The sequence below is a fragment of the Proteus myxofaciens ATCC 19692 genome, from assembly GCF_001654855.1.
Taxonomy (GTDB): domain Bacteria; phylum Pseudomonadota; class Gammaproteobacteria; order Enterobacterales; family Enterobacteriaceae; genus Proteus; species Proteus myxofaciens.
This window is the reverse complement of the sequence record NZ_LXEN01000007.1, coordinates 20,463-43,062: the sequence shown is the minus strand read 5'-3', so window position 1 is coordinate 43,062 and position 22,600 is coordinate 20,463. Positions and strand designations below refer to the sequence as shown.

Genomic DNA, 22,600 nt, shown 5'->3' with positions numbered 1-22,600 from the left:
TTGCATTAGCGAGAAAGGAATCAGAAAAAAACAGTAAATCTTTTTGATTCCCTGCCGTTATTAGAAACAACAGCAAGGATGTCGATATGGATCAAGGATGATCGCACGACTTTTAGCACGATGATTAATAGTAGAAAGAAAATATTTGTATCCAAGGAAGGAAATAGATATTTGCAATTATCATTAGTATCAGAGATAAGTACGTGGCAGCCATACCAGAACGACGCCAGCTTAATTCACGATGTTTTAATCCGTAAGAGTGAATAAGGCGGCCGGCAATTAAGATAGAACCACAAATGTGTACCATCCAAACATTAGCACCATTCATTTCCATTGTTAGCAACAATATCATTGCAACAGGAATATATTCTACAGCATTGCCGTGTACGCGAATGGCCGTTTGTAATTCGTAAAAACCACCATCACCATAAGAAACCCGATATTGCGTTCTCAATTTGACTACGTTTAGGGACAATTTAATCAATAATAGTGCGCCCAATACGATATAAAGCGAGCTAACCATTTTTTCTCCATTGCCAAAACCAAAAAGCGGCTTATTTAATGATAAACCTCAAAGTGATTTCTGTCGCTATAAATCATTATTATTAATTATTTATTTGGGGATTAGCAAATACTTGAAAAGATGTATTATATAAACTAGCTCTATACTCTTATCTCCTGAAAGAATTTTCGTTATAATGTCTGCCTTTTTTTGACACTACTCGAAAAAGACTATTGCCAAAATTTCCGCAGCAGAAAGCACAACAAGCTGAGTAAAAGGATATTGTATGCGTACTAATTATTGTGGGCAGTTAAATAGCGCCCATGTAGGCCAAAAAGTGACTCTTTGTGGTTGGGTTAATCGTCGCCGTGATTTAGGCGGGCTTATCTTTATTGATATGCGAGATCGCGAAGGTATTGTTCAGGTCTTTTTTGACCCAGAGCAGAAAGAGGCATTTTCTCAGGCTTCCGAGCTGCGTAATGAGTTTTGTATTCAAGTTACAGGCACAGTACGTGCTCGCCCTGATAGCCAAGTGAATAAAAATATGGCGACAGGTGAAATTGAATTAGCCGCAGAATCACTCTCTATTTTCAACCGTTCTGAAGCGCTTCCTTTAGATAGTAACCAAACCAACAGCGAAGAGCGTCGCTTAACATATCGTTATTTAGATTTACGTCGCCCTGAAATGTCACAACGTTTAAAAACGCGTGCAAAAATCACAAGCTTTGTACGTCGCTTTATGGATAGCGAAGGTTTCATGGATGTTGAAACACCAATGCTAACCAAAGCAACACCAGAAGGTGCTCGCGACTATTTAGTACCAAGCCGTGTACATAAAGGTAAATTCTACGCATTACCACAGTCACCACAACTTTTTAAACAGTTGTTAATGATGTCTGGTTTCGATCGTTACTATCAAATAGTAAAATGTTTCCGCGATGAAGATTTACGAGCAGATCGCCAACCTGAATTTACACAAATCGATGTTGAAACTTCTTTCATGACCGCAGATCAAGTGCGTGAAGTAATGGAGCGCATGATCCACGCATTGTGGTTAGATGTATTAAATGTTGATTTAGGCGCTTTCCCTGTGATGACTTTCGCAGAAGCGATGCGTCGTTACGGTTCTGATAAACCAGATTTACGTAACCCAATGGAATTAAAAGACATCGCTGATTTAGTCAAAGATGTTGAGTTTAGTGTATTTGCACAAGCCGCTAATGATGAAAAATGCCGAGTTATCGCTTTGCGTGTACCTGGTGGCGCTTCATTAACACGTAAAAATATCGACGAATATACCCAATTTGTTTCTATTTATGGTGCGAAAGGCCTTGCATGGATGAAAGTCAATGAAAGTGCAAAAGGTCTTGACGGTGTTCAAAGCCCAATCGCAAAATTCCTATCTAATGATGTTGTTACCGAAATTCTGAAGACTACGGATGCCACTGATGGTGACTTGATCTTCTTTGGTGCGGGTCGTAAAGGAACCATGAGTGATGCGATGGGGGCTTTACGCATTAAAGTGGGGCGTGATCTTGAATTAACAGATTTAAATGCGTGGAAACCTCTGTGGGTTATCGACTTCCCAATGTTTGAAGAAGATGAAGAATCAGGTAGCCTAAGCGCGATGCACCATCCATTTACTTCACCAAAAGATTTAACACCAGCAGAATTGACTGCTCACCCTGTAGGCGCTGTCGCAAATGCGTATGATATGGTTATCAATGGTTATGAAGTAGGTGGTGGTTCTGTTCGTATTCACCGTAATGAAATGCAACAAGCTGTGTTTGGTATCTTAGGTATTACGCCAGATGATCAACAAGAAAAATTCGGTTTCTTATTAGATGCACTGAAATTCGGTACACCACCACACGCGGGTTTAGCATTCGGCTTAGACCGTTTAGTGATGCTGTTAACGGGAACTGATAATATTCGTGATGTTATTGCATTCCCTAAAACAACAGCCGCAGCGTGTTTGATGACGAATGCCCCAAGCTTTGCTAATGAAGATGCATTAAAAGAATTAGCAATAAAAGTGACGGAAAAAGAAGTCAGCGAAGATAAAAAATAAGTTGAGTTTATGATGAAATATAAGCACCCGATCACCGTCTTAGTTGTTATTTATGCCAAAGAAACAAAACGGGTGCTTATGCTAAAGCGTCAAGATGATCCTGATTTCTGGCAATCAGTTACTGGCAGTTTAGAAGATGGTGAAACACCGTTTCAAGCTGCATTACGAGAAGTGCAGGAAGAGGTTGGAATTGATATCATAAAAGAAAATCTTGAGCTGGTGGATTGCCATCACTCAATTATGTTTGAGATTTTCGCTCATTTCCGACATCGTTATGCACCTCAAGTAACGCATTGCCAGGAGCATTGGTTTGTGTTAGCACTTCCCTCTGAACGGGAAATCGAACTGACTGAACACTCGCAATACCAATGGCTAGATATGCCACTGGCGGCAAAATTAACCAAGTCAGCCAGTAATCAGCAAGCGATTGAAGAATTTGTTATTTAATTATTAGACCACGTTTGGAGATATTTTCATGGCAGGTCATAGTAAATGGGCCAATACTAAACACCGTAAAGCAGCGCAAGATGCAAAACGCGGTAAAATTTTCACTAAAATTATTCGTGAGTTAGTTACAGCAGCACGTTTAGGCGGCGGTGATCCTGCAACTAACCCACGTTTACGTGCGGCAGTTGATAAAGCGTTATCAAACAACATGACTCGTGATACCTTAAATCGTGCTATTGCACGCGGTGCGGGTAATGATGAAAATGATAATATGGAAACTATCATCTATGAAGGTTATGGCCCCGCAGGTACAGCTGTTATGGTTGAATGTCTAAGTGATAACCGTAATCGTACTGTTTCTGATGTTCGTCATGCATTCACTAAAACAGGTGGTAATTTAGGTACTGATGGATCTGTATCTTATCTCTTCACAAAAAAAGGCGTTATCTCTTATGCGCCAGGTGCTGATGAAGACGCAATAATGGAAGCAGCACTTGAAGCAGGTGCTGATGACGTAGAAACTTATGATGATGGCGCTATTGATGTTTACACAACACCAGAATCTTTTGGTGAAGTGAAAGATGCAATGGATGCAGCTGGTTTTGTTGCTGAATCAGCTGAAGTTTCGATGATCCCATCAACAAAAGCAGAACTGGATATCGATACTGCACCTAAATTATTACGTCTTATCGATATGTTAGAAGATAGTGATGATGTTCAAGAAGTGTATCACAACGGTGATATTTCTGATGAAGTTGCAAAACAGTTAGAAGATATTCTGTAATCAGCCATATAACCATGGCTAATAACTGCGTTTTATGCCGTTATTAAAAGCGAAGAGAAGAGCATAGCGCTCTTTCTCTCGCCATTATCTTATTTGCCATAGGAAACGTTATGGCTATCATTTTAGGTATCGATCCTGGTTCACGAGTTACAGGGTATGGTGTTATTCGCCAACAAGGGCGACAGCTTATCTATTTAGGAAGTGGCTGCATTCGCACTCAAGTTCCTGATCTCCCTAATCGATTAAAACGTATTTATGCGGGTGTGAGTGAAATTATTACTCAATTCTCACCGGATATTTTTGCTATAGAACAGGTGTTTATGGCCAAAAATGCAGATTCTGCATTAAAGCTGGGGCAAGCAAGAGGCGTTGCTATTTTATCAGCGGTGAACAATGATTTACCTGTCTTTGAATATGCAGCACGTCAAGTAAAACAAACTGTTGTAGGTACAGGTGCAGCAGAAAAAAGCCAAGTACAACATATGGTTCGTTCAATTTTAAAGTTATCAGCTGCACCACAAGCGGATGCCGCTGATGCACTGGCGATTGCTATTACGCATTGTCATTTTAACCAAAATCTATTGCGAGTGGGTGATCCTCGCTTAGTCCTCACAAGAGGGCGTTTAAGATAAGTGATTATCTTGTGCAATATCACTCGATTTTAACAGGCTGGATATACGTCCAGCCTTTTTTATGTTATAAACTTTGCGTAACTATATTTTGCGGAGGCGTATAAGGTGATAGGTCGTATTAGAGGAATTATTCTTGAAAAACAGCCACCAGTGGTGCTGATTGAAGCGGGCAATGGTGTTGGTTATGAGATTAATATGCCAATGACCTGTTTTTATGAGTTGCCTGATATTGGTCAAGAAGCCATTATCTATACGCAATTTATTGTACGTGAAGATGCACAATTACTTTATGGATTTAACCAAAAACAAGAGCGTGCACTTTTTCGCGAACTCATTAAAGTTAATGGCGTTGGTCCTAAATTAGCGTTAGCGATATTATCAGGTATGTCTGCACGTCAGTTTGTTACGGCAATTGAAAATGAATCGATTTCATCTCTCGTTAAATTACCTGGTGTAGGTAAGAAAACGGCAGAGCGTTTAGTGGTTGAAATGAAAGATCGCTTTAAAGGCTTAAATGGCGACTTATTTGAAAATTCAAGTGATATTGAACTTCCTGCAAGTTCATCACCAAAAGCGCCAACAAGTGCTGATATTGAAGCAGAGGCTTCAGCTGCTTTAATTGCTTTAGGATATAAACCACAAGAGGCCGCTAAGATGATTAGCCGAGTAGCAACACCAGGTGCTGATAGCGAAACGTTGATTAAAGAAGCATTGCGAGCGGCTATTTAGGAGTAATACATTGTGATTGAAGCAGATCGCCTGATTTCAGCAGATGTCCAGCAACCGGAAGAAGAAATCATTGACAGGGCAATTCGCCCTAAATCCCTTGCTGAATATGTGGGGCAGCCACAAGTTCGCGAGCAAATGGAGATTTTTATTCAGGCGGCAAAATTGCGTCAAGATGCACTAGACCATCTACTTATCTTTGGTCCTCCTGGTTTAGGTAAAACAACATTGGCAAATATCATTGCTAATGAAATGGGTGTTAATTTACGTACAACCTCAGGACCTGTATTAGAAAAAGCCGGTGATTTAGCTGCAATGCTCACTAATTTAGAGCCTCATGATGTATTATTTATCGATGAAATTCACCGTCTTTCTCCTGTAGTAGAAGAAATTCTTTATCCTGCAATGGAAGATTATCAGCTCGATATTATGATTGGTGAAGGCCCTGCTGCTCGCTCAATTAAAATCGACCTTCCTCCTTTTACTCTCGTTGGTGCAACAACAAGAGCGGGTTCATTAACGTCACCATTACGTGATAGATTTGGAATTGTTCAACGCCTTGAGTTCTATAATGTAGATGATTTGCAACATATTGTTTCTCGTAGTGCGAATTTTATGGGGCTTGAAATCACTGATGAGGGTGCTCGCCAAATTGCAATGCGTTCTCGTGGTACACCACGTATCACAAATCGATTACTGCGTCGAGTAAGAGACTTTGCACAAGTTAAGGGCGATGGCGCGATTAATGAAGATACCGCAGCTAAAGCGCTTGATATGCTTAATGTAGATGCGGCTGGATTTGATTATCTAGACCGTAAACTTCTCCTTGCTATCATTGACAAATTTATGGGCGGTCCTGTTGGGCTTGATAATCTCGCGGCTGCTATTGGGGAAGAACGAGAAACGATAGAAGATGTTCTAGAACCATATCTAATTCAGCAAGGGTTTATTCAGCGAACACCTCGCGGTCGTATGGCAACCAATCATGCTTATCTTCACTTTAATCGTATTGCCGAAGAGCCTTAATTTAATTATTAATTAAATGACGTTAAAAACGCTGAGTTAATAATAAACCAAATAAAAACCCCTGATAACTAAATTGGCTATCAGGGGTTATTTTTTATCATTGCCTTAAGATTACTGCTTAGCGGGCACAAGCAAGCTTAAAATAAAGAAACAGCTAGCGGCTAAAACGACAGAAGGACCTGCGGGTGTGTCGTAGAATGCAGAAAAGGCTAATCCGCCAGTGATAGATAATATGCCAACGATGACCGCAATTATTGCCATTTGTTCTGGTGAGCGTGCAAAACGTCGTGCGGTTGCTGCTGGAATAATCAATAATGAAGTAATAATCAGTGCACCAACGAACTTCATTGCTAAACCAATAGTTAAAGCAGTGACCATCATTAATTTTAATCGTTCACGTTGTATATTAACACCATCAACAAATGCCATATCTTGACTGATAGTCATAGAAAGCAAAGGGCGCCAAGAGCGTATCATGACAAGTAGAACAATAATGACACCAATAAAGATGCTAAAAATATCTTGATAATTTACAGATAATAAATCACCAAATAAATATGCCATTAAATCAACACGCACATTAGCCATTAAGCTGACAACCACGAGACCAAGAGATAATGCACTATGCGCCAAAATGCCTAATAAGGTATCAACAGACAGCTGTGGTTTAAGCTCTAACCATACTAATAATAATGCGAGTAATAAAGTGACAATAATTACCGCATAAAAGGGCTCAATATTGAATAATAGGCCGAATGCAACACCGAGTAATGAAGCATGAGCCAACGTATCACCAAAGTAAGACATACGTCGCCAAACAACAAAAGAACCTAAAGGGCCTGCTGCCATTGCTAACAGAATACCAGCAATCCAGCCTGGTAATAGCAACTCAATCATGTTGACACTCCTTGTTGTGCTGATGATGGTGACGATAAATTCCTAATTGTTCAGCACCTCGGCTACCAAACATGGCGATAAATTCGGGATGAGAAGACACTACATCAGGCGTACCAGAACAACAAATATGCCCATTTAGGCAGAGTACTTCGTCTGTTTTTGCCATAACTAGATGTAAGTCATGAGAAACCATTAAGATGGCACAGTTCAACTCATGACGGAGTTGATTAATCAGATCGTAAAGCGCTAACTGACCATTAACATCAACACCTTGTGTTGGTTCATCAAGCACTAAAAGCTGCGGCTCATTAAGCAATGCTCTTGCTAATAATACGCGTTGCGATTCACCACCTGATAATTTTTGCATGGGTTGATTGATTAAATGAGTCGCATCAACACGCGCTAACGCAGGTAAAATATCTTTATCATGTACACCTGGCTTTAGTGTCATAAAGCGTTTGACGGTTAATGGCATGGTTGGATCAAGATATAGCTTTTGTGGTACATATCCAATACGTAACGATTTTTGGCGTTCAACTTCACCTGAAGTGGGTTTTAACAACCCAAGAACTAAGCGGATAACTGTTGATTTACCTGCTCCATTAGGCCCTAGAAGGGTAAGAATATGACCAGCTTTTAAATCAAAAGAGATATCTTTTAAAATTTCTCTTTCGCCAAATGAAACACATACTGATTTTAAACGAACCAAGTTAGACATAAAATTAGCACTTGCAGAATTATTGAAACGTTATAATATAACATTTCCAACGATGAATCACGAGAATTTTAGCTATGTTACCTAAAAACAAAAAATTTGCGCACCGTTTTTTATGGAAATCCCTTTTTGCTACCGTCATGATAGGAACATTCAGTTCAAGCGTTCACGCTGATGTGCTTGCTTCTGTGCGACCTGTTGGTTTTATTGCAGCCGCAATTGCTGATGGAGTAACACCGACAACTATTTTATTGCCTGATGGTGCTTCACCACATGATTACTCACTTAAACCTTCTGATTTAAGAAAAATGAAGTCTGCTGATCTCGTTGTATGGGTTGGTCCTGATATGGAAGTGTTTTTAGATAAGCCGTTAAGTCGCCTAAATAGTAAGAATACGCTAGCTTTGGCACAAACGAGTGATATAAAATCGCTTTTATTGAAAGAAAACCATGATGATGAGCATAAACATGAGGAAAGTCACGAACATCATTCTCATGGTGACTATAATATGCACATCTGGTTATCGCCAGAAATTGCGTTGTCGTCTGCAAAACAGATCCACGATAGGTTAGTGACTCTTTATCCAGATAAAAAAGAACAGCTGGACGTAAACCTTGGTAAATTCAGCGAACAACTCAAGCAAACTGATAAAAATCTTGCTAATATTCTGTCGCCCGTTGAAGACAAGGGTTATTTTGTATTTCATGATGCTTATGGTTACTTCGAAAAACATTATAATTTAAAATCATTAGGTCATTTTACGATTAATCCTGAAATACAACCTGGTGCACAGAAATTACATCAAATACGAACACAGTTGGTTGAGCAAAAAGTCACATGTATTTTTGCTGAGCCACAATTTAGGCCGACAGTGATAGAAACAGTGGCGAAGGGTACAGGGGTTAAAATCGGCGTGTTAGATCCCCTAGGTAGTGGAATTGCGTTAACTCCAGATAGTTATATGAAATTTCTTACCCAACTCGCAAACCAATACAAGAGCTGCCTGAATGAAACTCAATAAGGAATTAAGAACGTGCAGCAGAAGACGAGATCCCTTGCACAGGTATATTTAAGTTTACCATTACCACATAAGATAATGCTTGGTTCGTTAACTGCAGCAACACTGGCCGTCGCAATATGGCGGCCTATGTTGCTCAAAACGGAACATAGTCGAGATATCCCCGTCACTATTCAAGCACCCCAAGCAAATATTGCTGAAAATACGGATGATATTTTTGCAGACAGTAGTGAACAACTCACTGATGAAGGTATTGCAGGTGCTGATGATGGCTCAGATAGTAGTACTGCCGTAGCTCAAGTACCTCATACTTATATTGTATCTAGTGGTGATTCTCTAAGTTCAATTTTAACCCAATTTGGTATCGATTCTTCCGATATTGCAACTATTGCAAATCAAAATAAAGATCTCAGAAATCTAAAAATAGGTCAACCTATTAGTTGGAAATTGGATGATGATGGTTTATTGCAAGAATTAAGCTGGGGTGTTTCTCGTCGTGAAACACGAGTTTATACCCGTACAGAAACTGGATTTACAGAATCTAAAGAGTTTCAAAAAGGCGAATTGAAAAATAGTGTTACCTCAGGCGTTATTCGCGGTAGTTTTTCGAATAGTGCTACTAATGCAGGACTTACCAGTGCAGAAGCTCGTGCCGTGACAAAAGCGTTACAATGGCAAATTGATTTTAAAAAATTACAAAGTGGTGATAAATTTTCAGCTCTTTTCTCACGAGAAGTCTTAGATGGTCGTACAGAGCAAAGCGAATTAATTGGTGTTCGCTTACGTAGTGCCGGCAAGGATTATTACGCATTTCTTGCTGAAGATGGCCGTTATTATGATAGCAAAGCAGGTGGGTTAGAACGCGGATTTATGCGTTTCCCGACTGCAAAACAATTTAGAGTTTCATCGCAGTTTAATCCTCGCCGAGTAAATCCTGTTACAGGTCGTATTTCTCCTCATAAAGGCGTCGATTTTGCGATGCCAGTTGGTACTCCTGTGTTAGCCACAGGTGATGGTGAAGTTATTGTGGCAAAATATAGCGGGGCTGCGGGTAACTTTGTTGCTATTCGTCATGGTAGTCAGTACACAACGCGCTATATGCATTTACGCCAACTTCTAGTAAAACCAGGGCAACGTGTTAAACGTGGTGACCGTATTGCTTTATCAGGTAATACAGGGCGTTCTACTGGACCTCATTTACACTATGAGTTATGGATAAACCAACAGGCCGTAAATCCATTAACGGCAAAATTGCCTAGAGCTGATGGCTTAACAGGTAAAGATAAGCTTCAATATCTAACCAAAGTTAAAGAAGTCATGCCTCAATTAACGTTCAATGATTAACCATTGATACGAATGTGAAGACATAAAAGCGGATGATTGCTATCATCCGCTTTTACTTTATCGATTTTACGCCTATTTAAGGTTTCATTTCAGAGAGTTATCTGATGAACAAAGAAAAAGATACGGATAGCAAAGCAGGGTATGTTCCTACTTTTCACCGTGCTTATTTACATCCAAAACATTGGGGAACTTGGCTTGGTGCTGGTGTATTAAGCGCATTAGCGTATATGCCTATAAAGTGGCGTGATCCTCTTCTTGCTTCTATTGGTCGTTTTGTTGGGCGCAAGGCAAAAAGTGCAAGACGTCGTGCTGATATCAATTTACGTTATTGCTTTCCACAGTGGGATAAATCTCAACGTGATGACGTATTAGATAAAATGTTTGAAACAGCACCACAGTCTTTTGTTATGTTAGCAGAATTATGTTTACGCGGTGCTGAGCGTACATTAGCCCGTACATCATGGCAAGGTATAGAGATTATAGAGCGTTTAAAAGCGCAAGAGCGTAACGTTATTTTTATGGTACCTCATGGTTGGGCTGTTGATGTTCCTGCGATGCTATTTGCGGCAAAAGGGCAAAAAATGGCGGCTATGTTTCACCATCAAAAAGATCCTGTAGCCGATTATCTGTGGAATAAAGCACGCTATCATTTTGGTGGCCGATTGCACTCACGTGAAGCGGGAATTAAGCCATTTATATCAACAGTACGCCAAGGATTTTGGGGCTATTATTTGCCAGACCAAGATCACGGTGCCGAACATAGCCAATTTGTTGATTTTTTTGGTACTTACAAAGCAACATTACCTGCTATCGGTCGTTTAATGAAGGTGTGTCGGGCTGCGATAGTACCTCTTTTTCCTGTGTATTGTCACAAAACTCATCAGCTTACAATTATTATTCGTGAACCAATGGATGATATTGAGGGTAAAGATGATGCATATATAGCACGTAGAATGAATGAAGAGTTAGAAGCCTTAGTTTTACCTACGCCAGAACAATATACATGGATTTTAAAACTACTTAAAACACGTAAAGAAGGGGAAATAGAACCTTATTCTCGTGAAAATAAATTAGATTAAAGAAAGAAAACGGGCATTAAATAAAATGCCCGTTTTTAATAAAAACGACAGTAAAATATTATTCTACTTCAAGAATACGGCAAGTATTTGTACTACCAATCGTTCCCATCAGATCACCTTGAGTAACTAACACAATATCGCCAGAGACCAAGAAGCCTTTATCACGTAGGCGTGTGATAGCTTCATTTGCAGCGGCTATTCCATCAGTATGGGTACTACAGAAAACTGGGGTAACACCACGGTAAAGAGCTGTCTGATTAAGTGTTTTTTCATGGCGAGACATCGCAAAAATAGGTAAGCCTGTACTGATGCGTGACATCATTCTCGCTGTTCTACCTGACTCTGTCATTGCGATGATGGCATTAACCCCATTCATATGGTTTGCGGCATACATTGTTGACATCGCAATCGCTTCTTCTGGCGTATCAAACATCATATCTAAACGATGTTTAGACACATTAGCAGCCGGCATCTTTTCAGCGCCTAAACATACTTTAGCCATTGCTTCTACAGTTTCTGCAGGATATTGCCCTGCTGCAGTTTCAGCTGAAAGCATTACGGCATCAGTACCATCTAAAACAGCATTAGCCACATCCATTACTTCAGCGCGAGTTGGCATTGGATTGGTAATCATTGATTCCATCATTTGAGTCGCAGTAATGACGACACGATTTAGCTGACGGGCACGACGAATTAATTTTTTCTGTACACCGACTAATTCAGGATCACCAATTTCGACGCCTAAATCACCACGTGCAACCATAACAACATCAGACGCAAGAATGATTTCATCAATAATTTCATCATTAGCAACAGCTTCTGCTCGTTCTACTTTAGAAACGATCTGACATTCACAGCCAGCATCACGAGCTAAACGACGTGCATAATTGAGATCCTCACCTGTTCTTGGGAAAGAAACAGCAAGGAAATCTACCCCAATTTTGGCAGCAGTTAGAATATCTTGTTTGTCTTTTTCAGTAAGTGCATCAGCAGAAAGACCACCGCCAAGTTTGTTGATCCCTTTATTATTAGAAAGAGGACCTCCAACTGTAACCGTTGTAAAAACTTTTAAGCCGTCTACTTTTTCAACTTTTAGCTGAACACGGCCATCGTCAAGTAATAAAATATCACCAGGAACAACATCAGCAGGTAAACCTTTATAATCAATACCTACTTGTGTTTGATTGCCTTCACCGCTTTCTAAATTTGCATCAAGAAGGAATTTATCACCTACATTTAGAAATACTTTTCCATCTTTAAAGGTAGAAACACGAATTTTAGGACCTTGCAGATCACCGAGAATAGCAACATGGCGACCTAATCTTGCCGCTATTTCGCGAGTACGATTAGCTCGTGCAATATGATCTTCTGCACAACCATGAGAGAAATTTAATCGAACAACATTCGCACCTGCGGTAATGATTTTTTCTAAGTTATTATCACGATCTGTTGCTGGACCTAAGGTAGTAACAATTTTTGTTCTTCTGAGCCGTCTGGACATGTAGTACTCCGTTGACCTTGAACGAAAGGTGTTGGCTATTGGACAAAGAAGAGATAAAGAGTTTTATCCAATATGTTAAGTGAAACGCTTCAAGCTTATTGTAACATACTCGTTTGTTTTCATCATATACGAGAGTTAGCTCGCAGTTATGCTACCATTTTTCAAAAAGTTATCTAGTCAGCGACACGATAGTAAATGTGACATTTCTAACAGAATAATTAAAATGGTGGCTTATCAAACCGCGAATTACGCAAAGCTTCTTTGACTCGCTTCAAGTTATCTCTGAATTTAGGACCCCTGCGTAAAATAAATCCTGTTGCGAGAACGTCAATGACCGTTAATTGTGCAAGGCGAGATACCATAGGCATATAAATATCAGTATCTTCCGGCACATCAAGCAGAATAGGTAGGGTAGCTTCATTGGCTAAAGGAGAATCTGATGTGGTAATCGCTATTACAGCAGCATCATTTTCACGCGCTATCTTAGCAATTTCGACTAAGTTTTTTGTGCGACCTGTATGCGATATAAAAACAACAACATCACCATCTGTACTATTAATACAACTCATCCGTTGCATCACTACATCATCAAAATAAGTGATAGGAATATTAAAGCGTGAAAATTTATTCATAGCATCATGGGCCACAGCAGCAGATGCACCTAATCCAAAGAATGAAATCTTTCTGGCTTGGGTAAGAATATCAACAGCGCGATTGAGTGCCGCAATATCAATATTATTTTTTACATTCTCTAACCCAGCCATTGCTGATTCAAAAATTTTATTGGTATAAGCTGAAACGGTATCAGAATCATCAATATTACGATTTACATAAGGTGTCCCGTTTACAATACTTTGCGCTAACTGTAACTTAAAATCAGGAAAGCCTTTGGTTGCCATTCGTCGACAAAAACGATTAACAGTAGGTTCGCTGACATCTGCCGTTTTTGCAATCAAGGCAATACTAGAATGAATAACAGTTTGAGGCGCAGTTAAAACGACCTGAGCCACTTTTTTTTCCGATTTACTCAAGATGTCCAGACTAGACTGAACTCTTTCCAATATATTCATTAAATATACAGATCCTAGGCTTTGCCAATTTCAATAAAAGGAGAAATCTATAACAGTTATATGAAAATATACTACGGCTAGAGCAAGGCTTGCAGTGATAACAATCTAGAATTTCCTCTTTTTTCATTAAAGTATGACGTGTGTCTAATTTCATTACTGAAAACGAGTAACAAAATGGTTATAAATTTACAAAAATGTATAAAAAACAAGATATAAAATGAAGGGATATCCTATGTGTGCTAAGTTATGAACAAAAAAGTGTAAGCGTATTTACTGGCTACATTCAAAAGAGTACATTAATACATAATTTCTGTAACAAAATTACAAAATCTCATCATGAGGAGACGTACTATGGCAGCGATATCGACTGCACAGGCCTGTGATCTGGTTATCTTCGGTACGAAAGGGGATCTTGCCCGTCGTAAGCTAATTCCATCACTTTATCAATTGGAAAAAGCAGGATATATTCACACTGATTCACGTATTATTGGTGTAGGTCGTGCAGATTGGGATAAAGACGCTTATAAAAAAGTCGCCCATGAAGCACTAGAAACTTTCTTAAAAGAAGATATCAATCCTGAAGTTTGGCAACGTTTAAGTGATCGCTTAGATTTTTGTAATCTAGACGTCAATGAAACAGACCATTTCATTGAGTTATCAAAACATCTCAAACAAGATAAAATACCTGCGATTTACTATTTTGCAATGCCACCAAGTACATTTAGTGCAATGTGTAAAGGTCTTGGTCATGCAAAACTCAATAAAGAGCCAAATCGTGTTGTAATGGAAAAGCCATTAGGAACAGATTTAGCTTCTTCTGTCACTATTAATGATAGTGTGGCGAAATATTTTAAAGAAAACCAAATTTATCGTATTGACCACTATTTAGGTAAAGAAACGGTTTTAAACTTATTAGCGCTACGTTTTGCAAACTCTTTGTTTGTGAATAACTGGGACAATAAGACAATCGATTCTGTGCAAATCACAGTAGCAGAAGAAGTTGGTATAGAAGGCCGCTGGGGCTATTTTGATCAAGCGGGTCAAATGCGTGATATGGTACAAAATCATCTATTACAAATTCTGACCATGATTGCGATGTCTCCACCAGCTGATCTCACGGCTGATAGTATTCGCCAAGAGAAAGTAAAAGTCTTACGCTCATTACGCCGTATTGATCATACAAATGTTCGTGAAAAAACAGTTCGTGGACAATACACTAGTGGTTTTGTTCAAGGGCAAAAAGTGCCAGGTTACCTTGAAGAAGAGGGCGCAAACAAAGCAAGCAACACGGAAACATTTGTCGCTATCCGCGTTGATATTGATAACTGGCGTTGGGCTGGTGTACCTTTCTATTTAAGAACGGGTAAACGTCTACCAAGTAAATGCTCTGAAGTTGTCGTTTATTTTAAAAAACCGGCTTTGAATATCTTTAGTGAAACGTATCAAGAATTACCACAAAATAAATTAACGATCCGTTTACAACCTGATGAAGGTATCGATATTGAAGTATTGAACAAAGCGCCAGGTCTTGATCATAAACACCGCTTACAAACAACTAAGCTTGATTTAAGCTTCTCAGAAACCTTTAATCAGACACATTTAGCTGATGCTTATGAGCGCTTATTATTAGAAGCAATGAGAGGTATTCAAGCGTTATTTGTGCGTCGAGATGAAGTTGAAGAAGCATGGAAATGGGTCGACTCAATTATTAATGCATGGGAATGCGATAATGAGTTGCCTAAGCCATATCAAGCAGGCACTTGGGGACCAGTGTCATCAGTGGCCATGATCACTCGAGATGGCCGTTCTTGGAATGAAATAGAGTAATTAATATTTCTTTATTAGTCTTGTTATGTAACTAAAAATCCAGCGTAATGAACTGACCCCAGTTTATTGGACAGTTTAAATTAGTTAGGTAAAGACTGAGTTCGGTATTGAACTGGACTCAGTCCTTTTAATTTTATCTTGATCCTTTCAGTATTGTAATACTTGATATATTCATGAAGTTCTTCTTCTAATTCCTCTACATCTCTAAATTGTTTAGTATAAAAACATTCTGTTTTTAATATATCAAAAAAATTCTCTATTACTGCATTATCTAAACAATTTCCTTTTCGTGACATACTTTGAATAATGCCTTGTTTCTTAAGGCTATTGTGATAACGGCTCATTTGGTATTGCCATCCTTGATCTGAGTGCAGTATAAGCTCGCCTCCCTGAGTCAATTTTGAAAAGGCTTGGGTAAGCATCTGTTCAATCATGTTGTAATGAGAACGTCTAGCTATTTGATAGGAAACAATTTCTTGATTAAATAAGTCAAGAATAGGCGAAAGATAAAGCTTTTCACCTTTTACCTTAAATTCGGTGACATCAGTAACCCATTTTTCATTGGGCTTACTGGCATTAAAATCTCTTTTGAGATGATTATCAGCAATTCGACCTAATTGACCCTTATAAGAACGATATTTTTTAGGTCTTACAATTGATTTTAGCCCTTGAGCCTGCATTAACCGTTGTACTTTTTATGGTTAATAACGACTTCATTTCGTAGTACAGCAGTGATCCTTCGATAACCATATCGGCCTTTATGTTGATGATAAATGGCCTTTATTTTATCTTTTAATAATTTATCTTTTAAATTATTACTATTTTTTTGATGATAATAAAACGTACTTTTTGATAAAGAAAGCGCACGTAATAAAACCAAAATAGGGTAAGTCATTTTTAGTTGATTAACGACGGCAACACGTTGTTTTACCGTCGTTTTATTTCCTGCAATTCTTGTAACTTTTTTAAGCAAGCATTCTCAGCACGTAAATACTCGAGTTCCTTTAAAAGTTCTTTAACTGATTTATCTTTGTCATCCTTAAGTAACTCTTTTTTCTTTTTAGTCAATGTAGGTCTTCCTTTTTTCTTGGGAGCTAGAGCTTTAATGCCATGAATATCCATAATATTTTTCCATTCCAGTATGGTTGTAAAGGCTGGAATATTAAAAAGGGCAGCCGTTTCTCTCGCAGAAAGTAAATGCTTCTCCATGTGAAGCAAAATATGTTTTTTCAATTCGAGAGAATAAATATTTTTAGATTTTCTTGGTTTAATTCCCTCAATGCCATGTAGACGATAAGCAGAACACCAGCGACGAATTAAAGAACTATCGATAGAAAAATATTGAGAGGTTGTTCTTAACCCATTACCTTTAAGATAGAAATTAACAACATTAAGTTTAAATTCAAGAGAATATTTAGCCATAGAAAAACACCCCAAAGTTGGTGTCCAACTTTTGGGGTGCAGTTCATAAGTTGGATTTTTAGTTTTAAGCATAATTACAGCTATTTTAGTGAATAAAATAGCTGTAATCTCCAAAAACTAATGATTATCTATGCAAAAATAATCACAAGGAAAAATAAAAGTTAAATAAAACCAACTAATTACCGAAAAAATTTTATGAAAATAGATTGCTTTAAGTAATTCGGCATGATAGAAATATATTGTTATATTTAACCATCTTATATGAGGGTTCGGAGTATATCGTGCGGATGGGCTGTGCGATGAAAGAATAAATAATCATGACTAGCGCCAAAAGCGTCAAAGTTAAACGTACTACCTATAAGTTATTCCTTTCTGCTATTTTATCCAGCGAACACTACTGGTGTGGCGCATTATAGAAATCTCTCTTCTTAATTCCTGACGCAATCAGGAAATGACGTTGCCTTAACGTTCGGCTTTATTGCCGCCAGAAAGACTATCTCCATGTTCTCTATCTTCTGCGCAAGAAACGTTTCGGCGTATTTCAAATGTGTATGAGAGATGAAAAATGATTTATTGGATATTTTTAGCTTTAGCGATTGTTTGTGAAGTTATTGGCACTTTATCAATGAAGTATGCCAGCGTCAGCGGTGGGTACACCGGTATGATAGTGATGTGGCTTATGATCGCAGCCTCTTATATCTTTTTAGCCATAGCGGTTAAAAAAGTAGCCTTAGGTGTTGCATATGCACTTTGGGAAGGCATTGGTATTGTTTTAATTACAACATTTAGTGTTGTATGGTTCGGTGAGTCACTTTCACCATTAAAATTAGGTGGTCTAGTTATGTTAATTGCTGGTATCACGCTAATTAAATCTGGTACTAAAAAATCAGCAGTTGTTAAGAAAACGACTGATTCAGTAAAAAACATTGCTGGTAAAGCCAAAAATGTCGCTAATGCTGTAAAAGAAGCAAATAAGCCAAGTCCTGTAAATACCAAGGAGGCTTAATATGTTAGCGCAATTTGAATGGTGGCACGGTGCTTTTCTTGTGCTTGCTGTAGTACTGGAAATCGTTGCAAATATTTTCTTAAAAATGTCTAACGGTTTTCGCCGGTTTTGGCTAGGAATATTATCTCTTGTTTGTGTATTAAGTGCATTTAGCGCTTTGGCAATGGCAGTAAAAGGTATCGAGCTTTCAGTGGCTTATGCACTTTGGGGAGCATTCGGAATTATTGCAACTATTGCCGCAGGTTGGATTTTATTTAATCAGCGACTTAATTATAAAGGATGGGGCGGTATTATATTGTTACTAATCGGTATGTTAATGATTAAATTCGCTTAAATCTAATTAATTTAATGAGTCACCAATAAAAAACAAAAAGTAATATCACAGCAAAAAAATAAGAAGGCTGAATTCATGGGAGTTCAGCCTTTTTAAATTGAGTCTCTTATAAAGCAGCTATAATTTTAATTTCTACTTTATAATCTGGGTTCATCAATTGTGCTTGAACAGTACAACGTACAGGCGCAATCCCTTTGGCAACCCATGCATCCCAAGCTTCGTTCATACCCATGAAATCAGTCTTATCAGCTAAGAAAAGAGTCGCATCAAGAATACGTGTTTTATCAGAACCAACGCGTTGTAGCAGAACATCAATCGCGGCCAATGCATCCGCTGTTTGTGCGATGATATCACCTGATAAATTTTCAGGAACACTGGTATAATACACGGTATCATTATGAATAACGGCTTCTGACCAACGATCTTCTGGGTCGATTCGCTTAATTGTCATGCAAATTCCTCTTGTCTTCTTTGTGTGGGTGGCGCTTTTCGTTATCCACTGGCATAATTTACGTCTTATTTTATAAAAAGAGTATGCCTGTGTCAGACGATTTTTCAGAAAACGGGATTCTAACCCGAACTATTCCCGGATTTCATCCTCGTGAAGCGCAACGACAAATGGCGAAATCAGTTACGCAAGCAATTAATGAGCAAAGTGTCCTTATTGCAGAAGCGGGCACTGGTACAGGGAAAACATACGCTTATCTTGTTCCTGCTCTGCGCTCACGAAAGAAAACGATTATTTCAACAGGCTCTAAGGCGTTACAAGATCAACTCTATAGCCGTGATCTTCCCACTATTACAGAAGCAATACACTATGATGGTGTGACCGCTTTATTGAAAGGTCGCTCTAACTATTTATGCCTGGAAAGGCTTGATCAGCAAATGTTAAGTGGGGGGGCTCTCGAAGCCGAAATACTATCGGATGTTATGCATGTGCGCCAATGGTCAACACAAACTGAGGATGGTGATATTAGTCGTTGTCATTCCGTTGCTGAGGATAGTCGTGTATGGCCTTTAGTGACTAGCACAAACGATAATTGTCTTGGTAGTGATTGCCCTCGTTATAAAGAATGTTATGTCCTTATTGCGCGTAAAAAAGCGATGGATGCTGATGTCGTCGTTGTTAATCATCATCTTTTTATGGCAGATACGGTAGTGAAAGATACAGGTTTTGGTGAGCTTATTCCAGAAGCTGAAATTATGATTTTTGATGAAGCACATCAAATTCCTGATATTGCTAGTCACTATTTTGGTCAACAACTGACTAGTCGTCAATTACTTGATTTAGCAAGAGATATGATAGTGGCTTATCGCACTGAAGTACGTGATCAAGCGCAGTTACAAAAGAGTGCAGATAGGCTTTCTCAAATGGTCATGGACTTTCGCTTAATTTTGGGTGATACCGGTTATCGAGGCAATTTGCGTGAGTTATTACAAAATAAAGAAACAAAACGCTTTTTAACGCTACTTGATGATGCACTTGAACTTAGTTATGACGTTATGAAACTTTCTTTAGGACGTAGTCAATTACTTGATAGTGCTTTTGAACGTGCAACAATGTATCGAAGTCGTCTTAAACGCCTTATTGATACCACAATTGCGGGTTACAGTTATTGGTTTGAAAGTTATGGTCGTCATTTTCTTTTAGCAATTACGCCACTTTCTGTTGCTGATAAATTTCGTGAACTTATCAAAGAGCATAAAAGTAGTTGGATTTTCACCTCGGCGACACTCTCTGTTGATGAAAAAATGTCTTACTACACAGATAGATTAGGGCTAGAAAATGCCACAACTCTTATTTTAAATAGCCCCTTTGATTATCAACATCAAACGATATTGTGTGTACCACGCTATTTACCGCCACTTAATCAGTCTTATACTGCAAAACGTTTAGCAACGATGCTTGCTCCTATTATTTTAAAGAACCAAGGGCGCTGTTTTTTCCTTTGTACTTCACATTCAATGATGAGAGGCCTTGCTGAAGAATTTAAAGTAACATTGCCACTTCCTGTTTTAGTACAAGGCGAAATGGGCAAAACGCAATTACTGCAAAAATTTGTGTCTTCAGGAAACGCATTACTCGTTGCTACACAAAGCTTTTGGGAAGGCGTAGATGTTAGAGGAGATACATTATCTTGCGTGATAATTGATAAATTACCCTTTACAGCACCTGATGATCCACTGCTAAGAGCGCGTATAGAAGATTGTCAATTACGCGGTGGTGATGCTTTTCGGGATGTACAAATTCCTGATGCCGTTATCAGTCTAAAGCAAGGTGTAGGGCGGTTAATACGAGATGTACATGATTATGGTGCTATTATTGTGTGTGACGATAGACTTGTTTCTAGGGCATACGGTGAAGTATTTTTGAGCAGTTTACCGCCATCACCACGTACTCGTTCACTTGAAAAAACAATTGATTTTTTGAGTCAGCGCGCAAAACAAAATGAAACACAGAAAATATCAGATTTATAGGCCTCATTATTATTACGATGACTGTTTATGGTGTTTAGCACTATTATGATATTATTCTTTCTCTCTAAATAATCGAATTTGCCGGAGTTATGGCGTGTCACTGCGAATGTTAGCAATTGATACTGCAACAGAATCTTGTTCAGTTGCGGTTTGGAATGAAGGCGTTGTTGCTTCACGTTTTGAAATATCACCTCGTGAACATACACAAAAAATATTACCGATGATAAAAAGTGCCTTAGATGAGGCTAATTTAACCTTGCAATCGCTTGATGCACTGGTTTTTGGTCGTGGTCCTGGCAGTTTTACCGGTGTACGTATTGGTGTTGGTATTGCTCAAGGGCTAGCATTAGGTGCTGAATTACCAATGATTGGTATCTCGTCTTTAGCGACAATGGCTGAAGGTGTTTACAGAACAACAGATATAAAAAAAGTTCTTGTTGCGATTGATGCGCGTATGGGCGAAATCTATTGTGCACAATATCAACGTGATGAAAATGGTAATTGGCTTGGTGAAGATACTGAAGCCGTTATGAAGCCGGAACAATTTATCGAAAGCATTAAGACGCTTACTGGTGAGTGGGCAATAGCAGGAACCGGCTGGCAAGCTTATCCTGAATTACAAGAGATGCTGCCTTTAACATTGATTAAAACATCAATCACACTACCCGCTGCTCAAGATATGTTACCACTAGCAATCACGGCTTGGAATGAAGGCAACACAAGCAAAGTTGAAGACGCAGAGCCTGTTTATTTACGTAATGAAGTTACGTGGAAAAAATTGCCAGGTAGAGAATAATACGCTGTCATCTGATAATTGTTCTGATATAAATATTAACGCTATACTTAGAGTTATAAAGTAACGTCTATAATGGCTTGCGATGAGGTGGTTTATGAAAAAACAATTAAAATATCGTTTAGTGAGTAAAGCACTCTTTTTATCTGGCGCGCTATTTCTAGCCGGTTGTGTTTCTATCCCTGAGTCAATTCAAGGCACTTCAGCTACACCTGTTACTAACATGAATATCGTTTTAACAGCACCTGAGCTTTATCAAGGCCAAGAAGGGCGATTTGGTGGACGTGTTATCGATGTTAAAAATTTACCAACATCAACGCGCTTAGAAATTGCGGTGATGCCTCTTTCTAAATATGATGCAGCACCAGAATTACAGCAGCCATCAGTTGGACGACTTTACGCAAATGTTATGCATTTCTTAGATCCTTCTGATTATAAAAACCACTACGTAACCGTGGTTGGTACAATTAAAGGTGTTGAAAACGGTAAAGTTGGAGAAGCAACTTACCCATTCTTAGAACTCGATGTTACTGGAATGAAACGTTGGACATTATCACAACAAGTGATTATGCCAGCACCTGTTATGTCATGGGGTTATGGTTATTATGGTGATTCACCTTTCTGGGGTTATCACTATGGTTATGCTGGATACCCTTATGGTGCAGGACAAATTGTACCTGTTTTAGAATAAATACTAAATTTTAATGTTGCTGGCGAGATAATATTTTAATTCTCTTCAAAAGAATCGGTGTATAATCGTCATCAATAATATGTTGGGTGATTATCTAATATAGTAATTAGAGTCAAATAAAAAAGAAGGCGGCTTTGACCGCCTTCTTTTTTATCAACGTAAAAAAATAAAATATTTAGTGACATACTTCGCATCTTGACAACAGAAAATTGTGTGTGCTGGTAGGGTGAGTTAAT

21 protein-coding genes and 1 pseudogene are annotated in these 22,600 nt (G+C 38.6%); 15 read left to right on the top strand and 7 right to left on the bottom strand.

What is annotated here, in order from left to right:
- Positions 1–124: 124 nt before the first annotated feature.
- Complete coding sequence (locus M983_RS00885) at positions 125–523, bottom strand: MAPEG family protein (RefSeq protein ID WP_066745598.1); 399 nt, start codon at positions 521–523, stop codon at positions 125–127.
- 265 nt (positions 524–788) lie between these two features.
- Between M983_RS00885 and aspS the strand changes: the two genes are divergently transcribed.
- The 6 genes from aspS to ruvB all read left to right on the top strand — a co-directional run bounded on the left by aspS (position 789) and on the right by ruvB (position 6,188).
- Positions 789–2,573, top strand: a complete 1,785-nt coding sequence (gene aspS, locus M983_RS00880) for an aspartate--tRNA ligase (protein WP_066745595.1) — start codon at positions 789–791, stop codon at positions 2,571–2,573.
- A gap of 12 nt (positions 2,574–2,585) precedes the next feature.
- Positions 2,586–3,020 carry a dihydroneopterin triphosphate diphosphatase gene (gene nudB / locus M983_RS00875; protein ID WP_066745586.1) on the top strand — a complete coding sequence of 145 codons (435 nt, stop codon included), beginning with the start codon at positions 2,586–2,588 and terminating at the stop codon, positions 3,018–3,020.
- Positions 3,021–3,048: 28 nt separating this feature from the next.
- Positions 3,049–3,804: a YebC/PmpR family DNA-binding transcriptional regulator gene (locus M983_RS00870; RefSeq protein WP_066745584.1), complete on the top strand. Its 756-nt coding sequence runs from the start codon at positions 3,049–3,051 to the stop codon at positions 3,802–3,804.
- Between the two features lie 110 nt (positions 3,805–3,914).
- A complete protein-coding gene (gene ruvC, locus M983_RS00865) occupies positions 3,915–4,436 on the top strand; it encodes a crossover junction endodeoxyribonuclease RuvC (protein WP_066745581.1) in 522 nt (173 codons plus the stop codon).
- 105 nt (positions 4,437–4,541) lie between these two features.
- Entirely contained in the window at positions 4,542–5,165 is a 624-nt protein-coding gene (gene ruvA / locus M983_RS00860) for a Holliday junction branch migration protein RuvA (RefSeq protein WP_066745580.1), read from the top strand.
- A 12-nt stretch (positions 5,166–5,177) separates the two neighbouring features.
- Entirely contained in the window at positions 5,178–6,188 is a 1,011-nt protein-coding gene (gene ruvB, locus M983_RS00855; RefSeq protein ID WP_066745578.1) for a Holliday junction branch migration DNA helicase RuvB, read from the top strand.
- Positions 6,189–6,299: 111 nt separating this feature from the next.
- On the opposite strand, the gene znuB is transcribed toward ruvB, so the two are convergent.
- Both znuB and znuC read right to left on the bottom strand, forming a co-directional pair.
- Positions 6,300–7,085: a zinc ABC transporter permease subunit ZnuB gene (gene znuB / locus M983_RS00850; RefSeq protein ID WP_066745576.1), complete on the bottom strand. Its 786-nt coding sequence runs from the start codon at positions 7,083–7,085 to the stop codon at positions 6,300–6,302.
- Positions 7,078–7,803, bottom strand: coding sequence for a zinc ABC transporter ATP-binding protein ZnuC (gene znuC, locus M983_RS00845; RefSeq protein WP_066745573.1), 726 nt, complete (start codon positions 7,801–7,803; stop codon positions 7,078–7,080). Before znuC ends, znuB begins: the two co-directional genes overlap by 8 nt.
- Positions 7,804–7,877: 74 nt before the next feature.
- On the opposite strand from znuC, the gene znuA reads away from it, so the two are divergent.
- The 3 genes from znuA to lpxM all read left to right on the top strand — a co-directional run bounded on the left by znuA (position 7,878) and on the right by lpxM (position 11,242).
- Positions 7,878–8,822 (top strand): zinc ABC transporter substrate-binding protein ZnuA, encoded by a 945-nt coding sequence (gene znuA / locus M983_RS00840; RefSeq protein ID WP_066745570.1) that lies wholly within the window; start codon positions 7,878–7,880, stop codon positions 8,820–8,822.
- Between the two features lie 12 nt (positions 8,823–8,834).
- Positions 8,835–10,163, top strand: a complete 1,329-nt coding sequence (mepM, locus tag M983_RS00835; RefSeq protein ID WP_066745567.1) for a murein DD-endopeptidase MepM — start codon at positions 8,835–8,837, stop codon at positions 10,161–10,163.
- Between the two features lie 104 nt (positions 10,164–10,267).
- Positions 10,268–11,242, top strand: coding sequence for a lauroyl-Kdo(2)-lipid IV(A) myristoyltransferase (lpxM, locus tag M983_RS00830; protein ID WP_066745564.1), 975 nt, complete (start codon positions 10,268–10,270; stop codon positions 11,240–11,242).
- A gap of 58 nt (positions 11,243–11,300) precedes the next feature.
- On the opposite strand, the gene pyk is transcribed toward lpxM, so the two are convergent.
- Both pyk and M983_RS00820 read right to left on the bottom strand, forming a co-directional pair.
- Complete coding sequence (gene pyk / locus M983_RS00825; RefSeq protein ID WP_066745561.1) at positions 11,301–12,743, bottom strand: pyruvate kinase; 1,443 nt, start codon at positions 12,741–12,743, stop codon at positions 11,301–11,303.
- 218 nt (positions 12,744–12,961) lie between these two features.
- Positions 12,962–13,813 (bottom strand): MurR/RpiR family transcriptional regulator, encoded by an 852-nt coding sequence (locus M983_RS00820; RefSeq protein WP_066745558.1) that lies wholly within the window; start codon positions 13,811–13,813, stop codon positions 12,962–12,964.
- A gap of 351 nt (positions 13,814–14,164) precedes the next feature.
- Here M983_RS00820 and zwf point away from each other — a divergent pair, with 351 nt between their 5' ends.
- On the top strand, positions 14,165–15,640 hold the full coding sequence (gene zwf, locus M983_RS00815) for a glucose-6-phosphate dehydrogenase (protein ID WP_066745555.1): 1,476 nt from the start codon (positions 14,165–14,167) through the stop codon (positions 15,638–15,640).
- Between the two features lie 80 nt (positions 15,641–15,720).
- Here zwf and M983_RS17330 read toward each other — a convergent pair.
- A pseudogene (locus M983_RS17330) lies at positions 15,721–17,062 on the bottom strand (IS3 family transposase).
- 565 nt (positions 17,063–17,627) lie between these two features.
- Here M983_RS17330 and mdtJ point away from each other — a divergent pair.
- Both mdtJ and mdtI read left to right on the top strand, forming a co-directional pair.
- A complete protein-coding gene (gene mdtJ, locus M983_RS00795) occupies positions 17,628–18,068 on the top strand; it encodes a multidrug/spermidine efflux SMR transporter subunit MdtJ (RefSeq protein ID WP_066745545.1) in 441 nt (146 codons plus the stop codon).
- A 1-nt stretch (position 18,069) separates the two neighbouring features.
- A complete protein-coding gene (mdtI, locus tag M983_RS00790) occupies positions 18,070–18,402 on the top strand; it encodes a multidrug/spermidine efflux SMR transporter subunit MdtI (protein WP_066745543.1) in 333 nt (110 codons plus the stop codon).
- Between the two features lie 106 nt (positions 18,403–18,508).
- On the opposite strand, the gene M983_RS00785 is transcribed toward mdtI, so the two are convergent.
- Entirely contained in the window at positions 18,509–18,853 is a 345-nt protein-coding gene (locus M983_RS00785) for a RidA family protein (RefSeq protein WP_066745540.1), read from the bottom strand.
- An 83-nt stretch (positions 18,854–18,936) separates the two neighbouring features.
- Between M983_RS00785 and yoaA the strand changes: the two genes are divergently transcribed.
- From yoaA to M983_RS00770, 3 genes are all read left to right on the top strand, one after another.
- A complete protein-coding gene (gene yoaA, locus M983_RS00780; RefSeq protein WP_083954515.1) occupies positions 18,937–20,880 on the top strand; it encodes a DNA repair helicase YoaA in 1,944 nt (647 codons plus the stop codon).
- A gap of 100 nt (positions 20,881–20,980) precedes the next feature.
- Entirely contained in the window at positions 20,981–21,676 is a 696-nt protein-coding gene (gene tsaB / locus M983_RS00775; RefSeq protein ID WP_245683986.1) for a tRNA (adenosine(37)-N6)-threonylcarbamoyltransferase complex dimerization subunit type 1 TsaB, read from the top strand.
- 94 nt (positions 21,677–21,770) lie between these two features.
- The gene (locus M983_RS00770) at positions 21,771–22,364 is read left to right on the top strand and encodes a Slp family lipoprotein (protein ID WP_066745533.1); all 594 of its coding nucleotides are present in this window, start codon (positions 21,771–21,773) and stop codon (positions 22,362–22,364) included.
- Positions 22,365–22,600 lie beyond the last annotated feature (236 nt).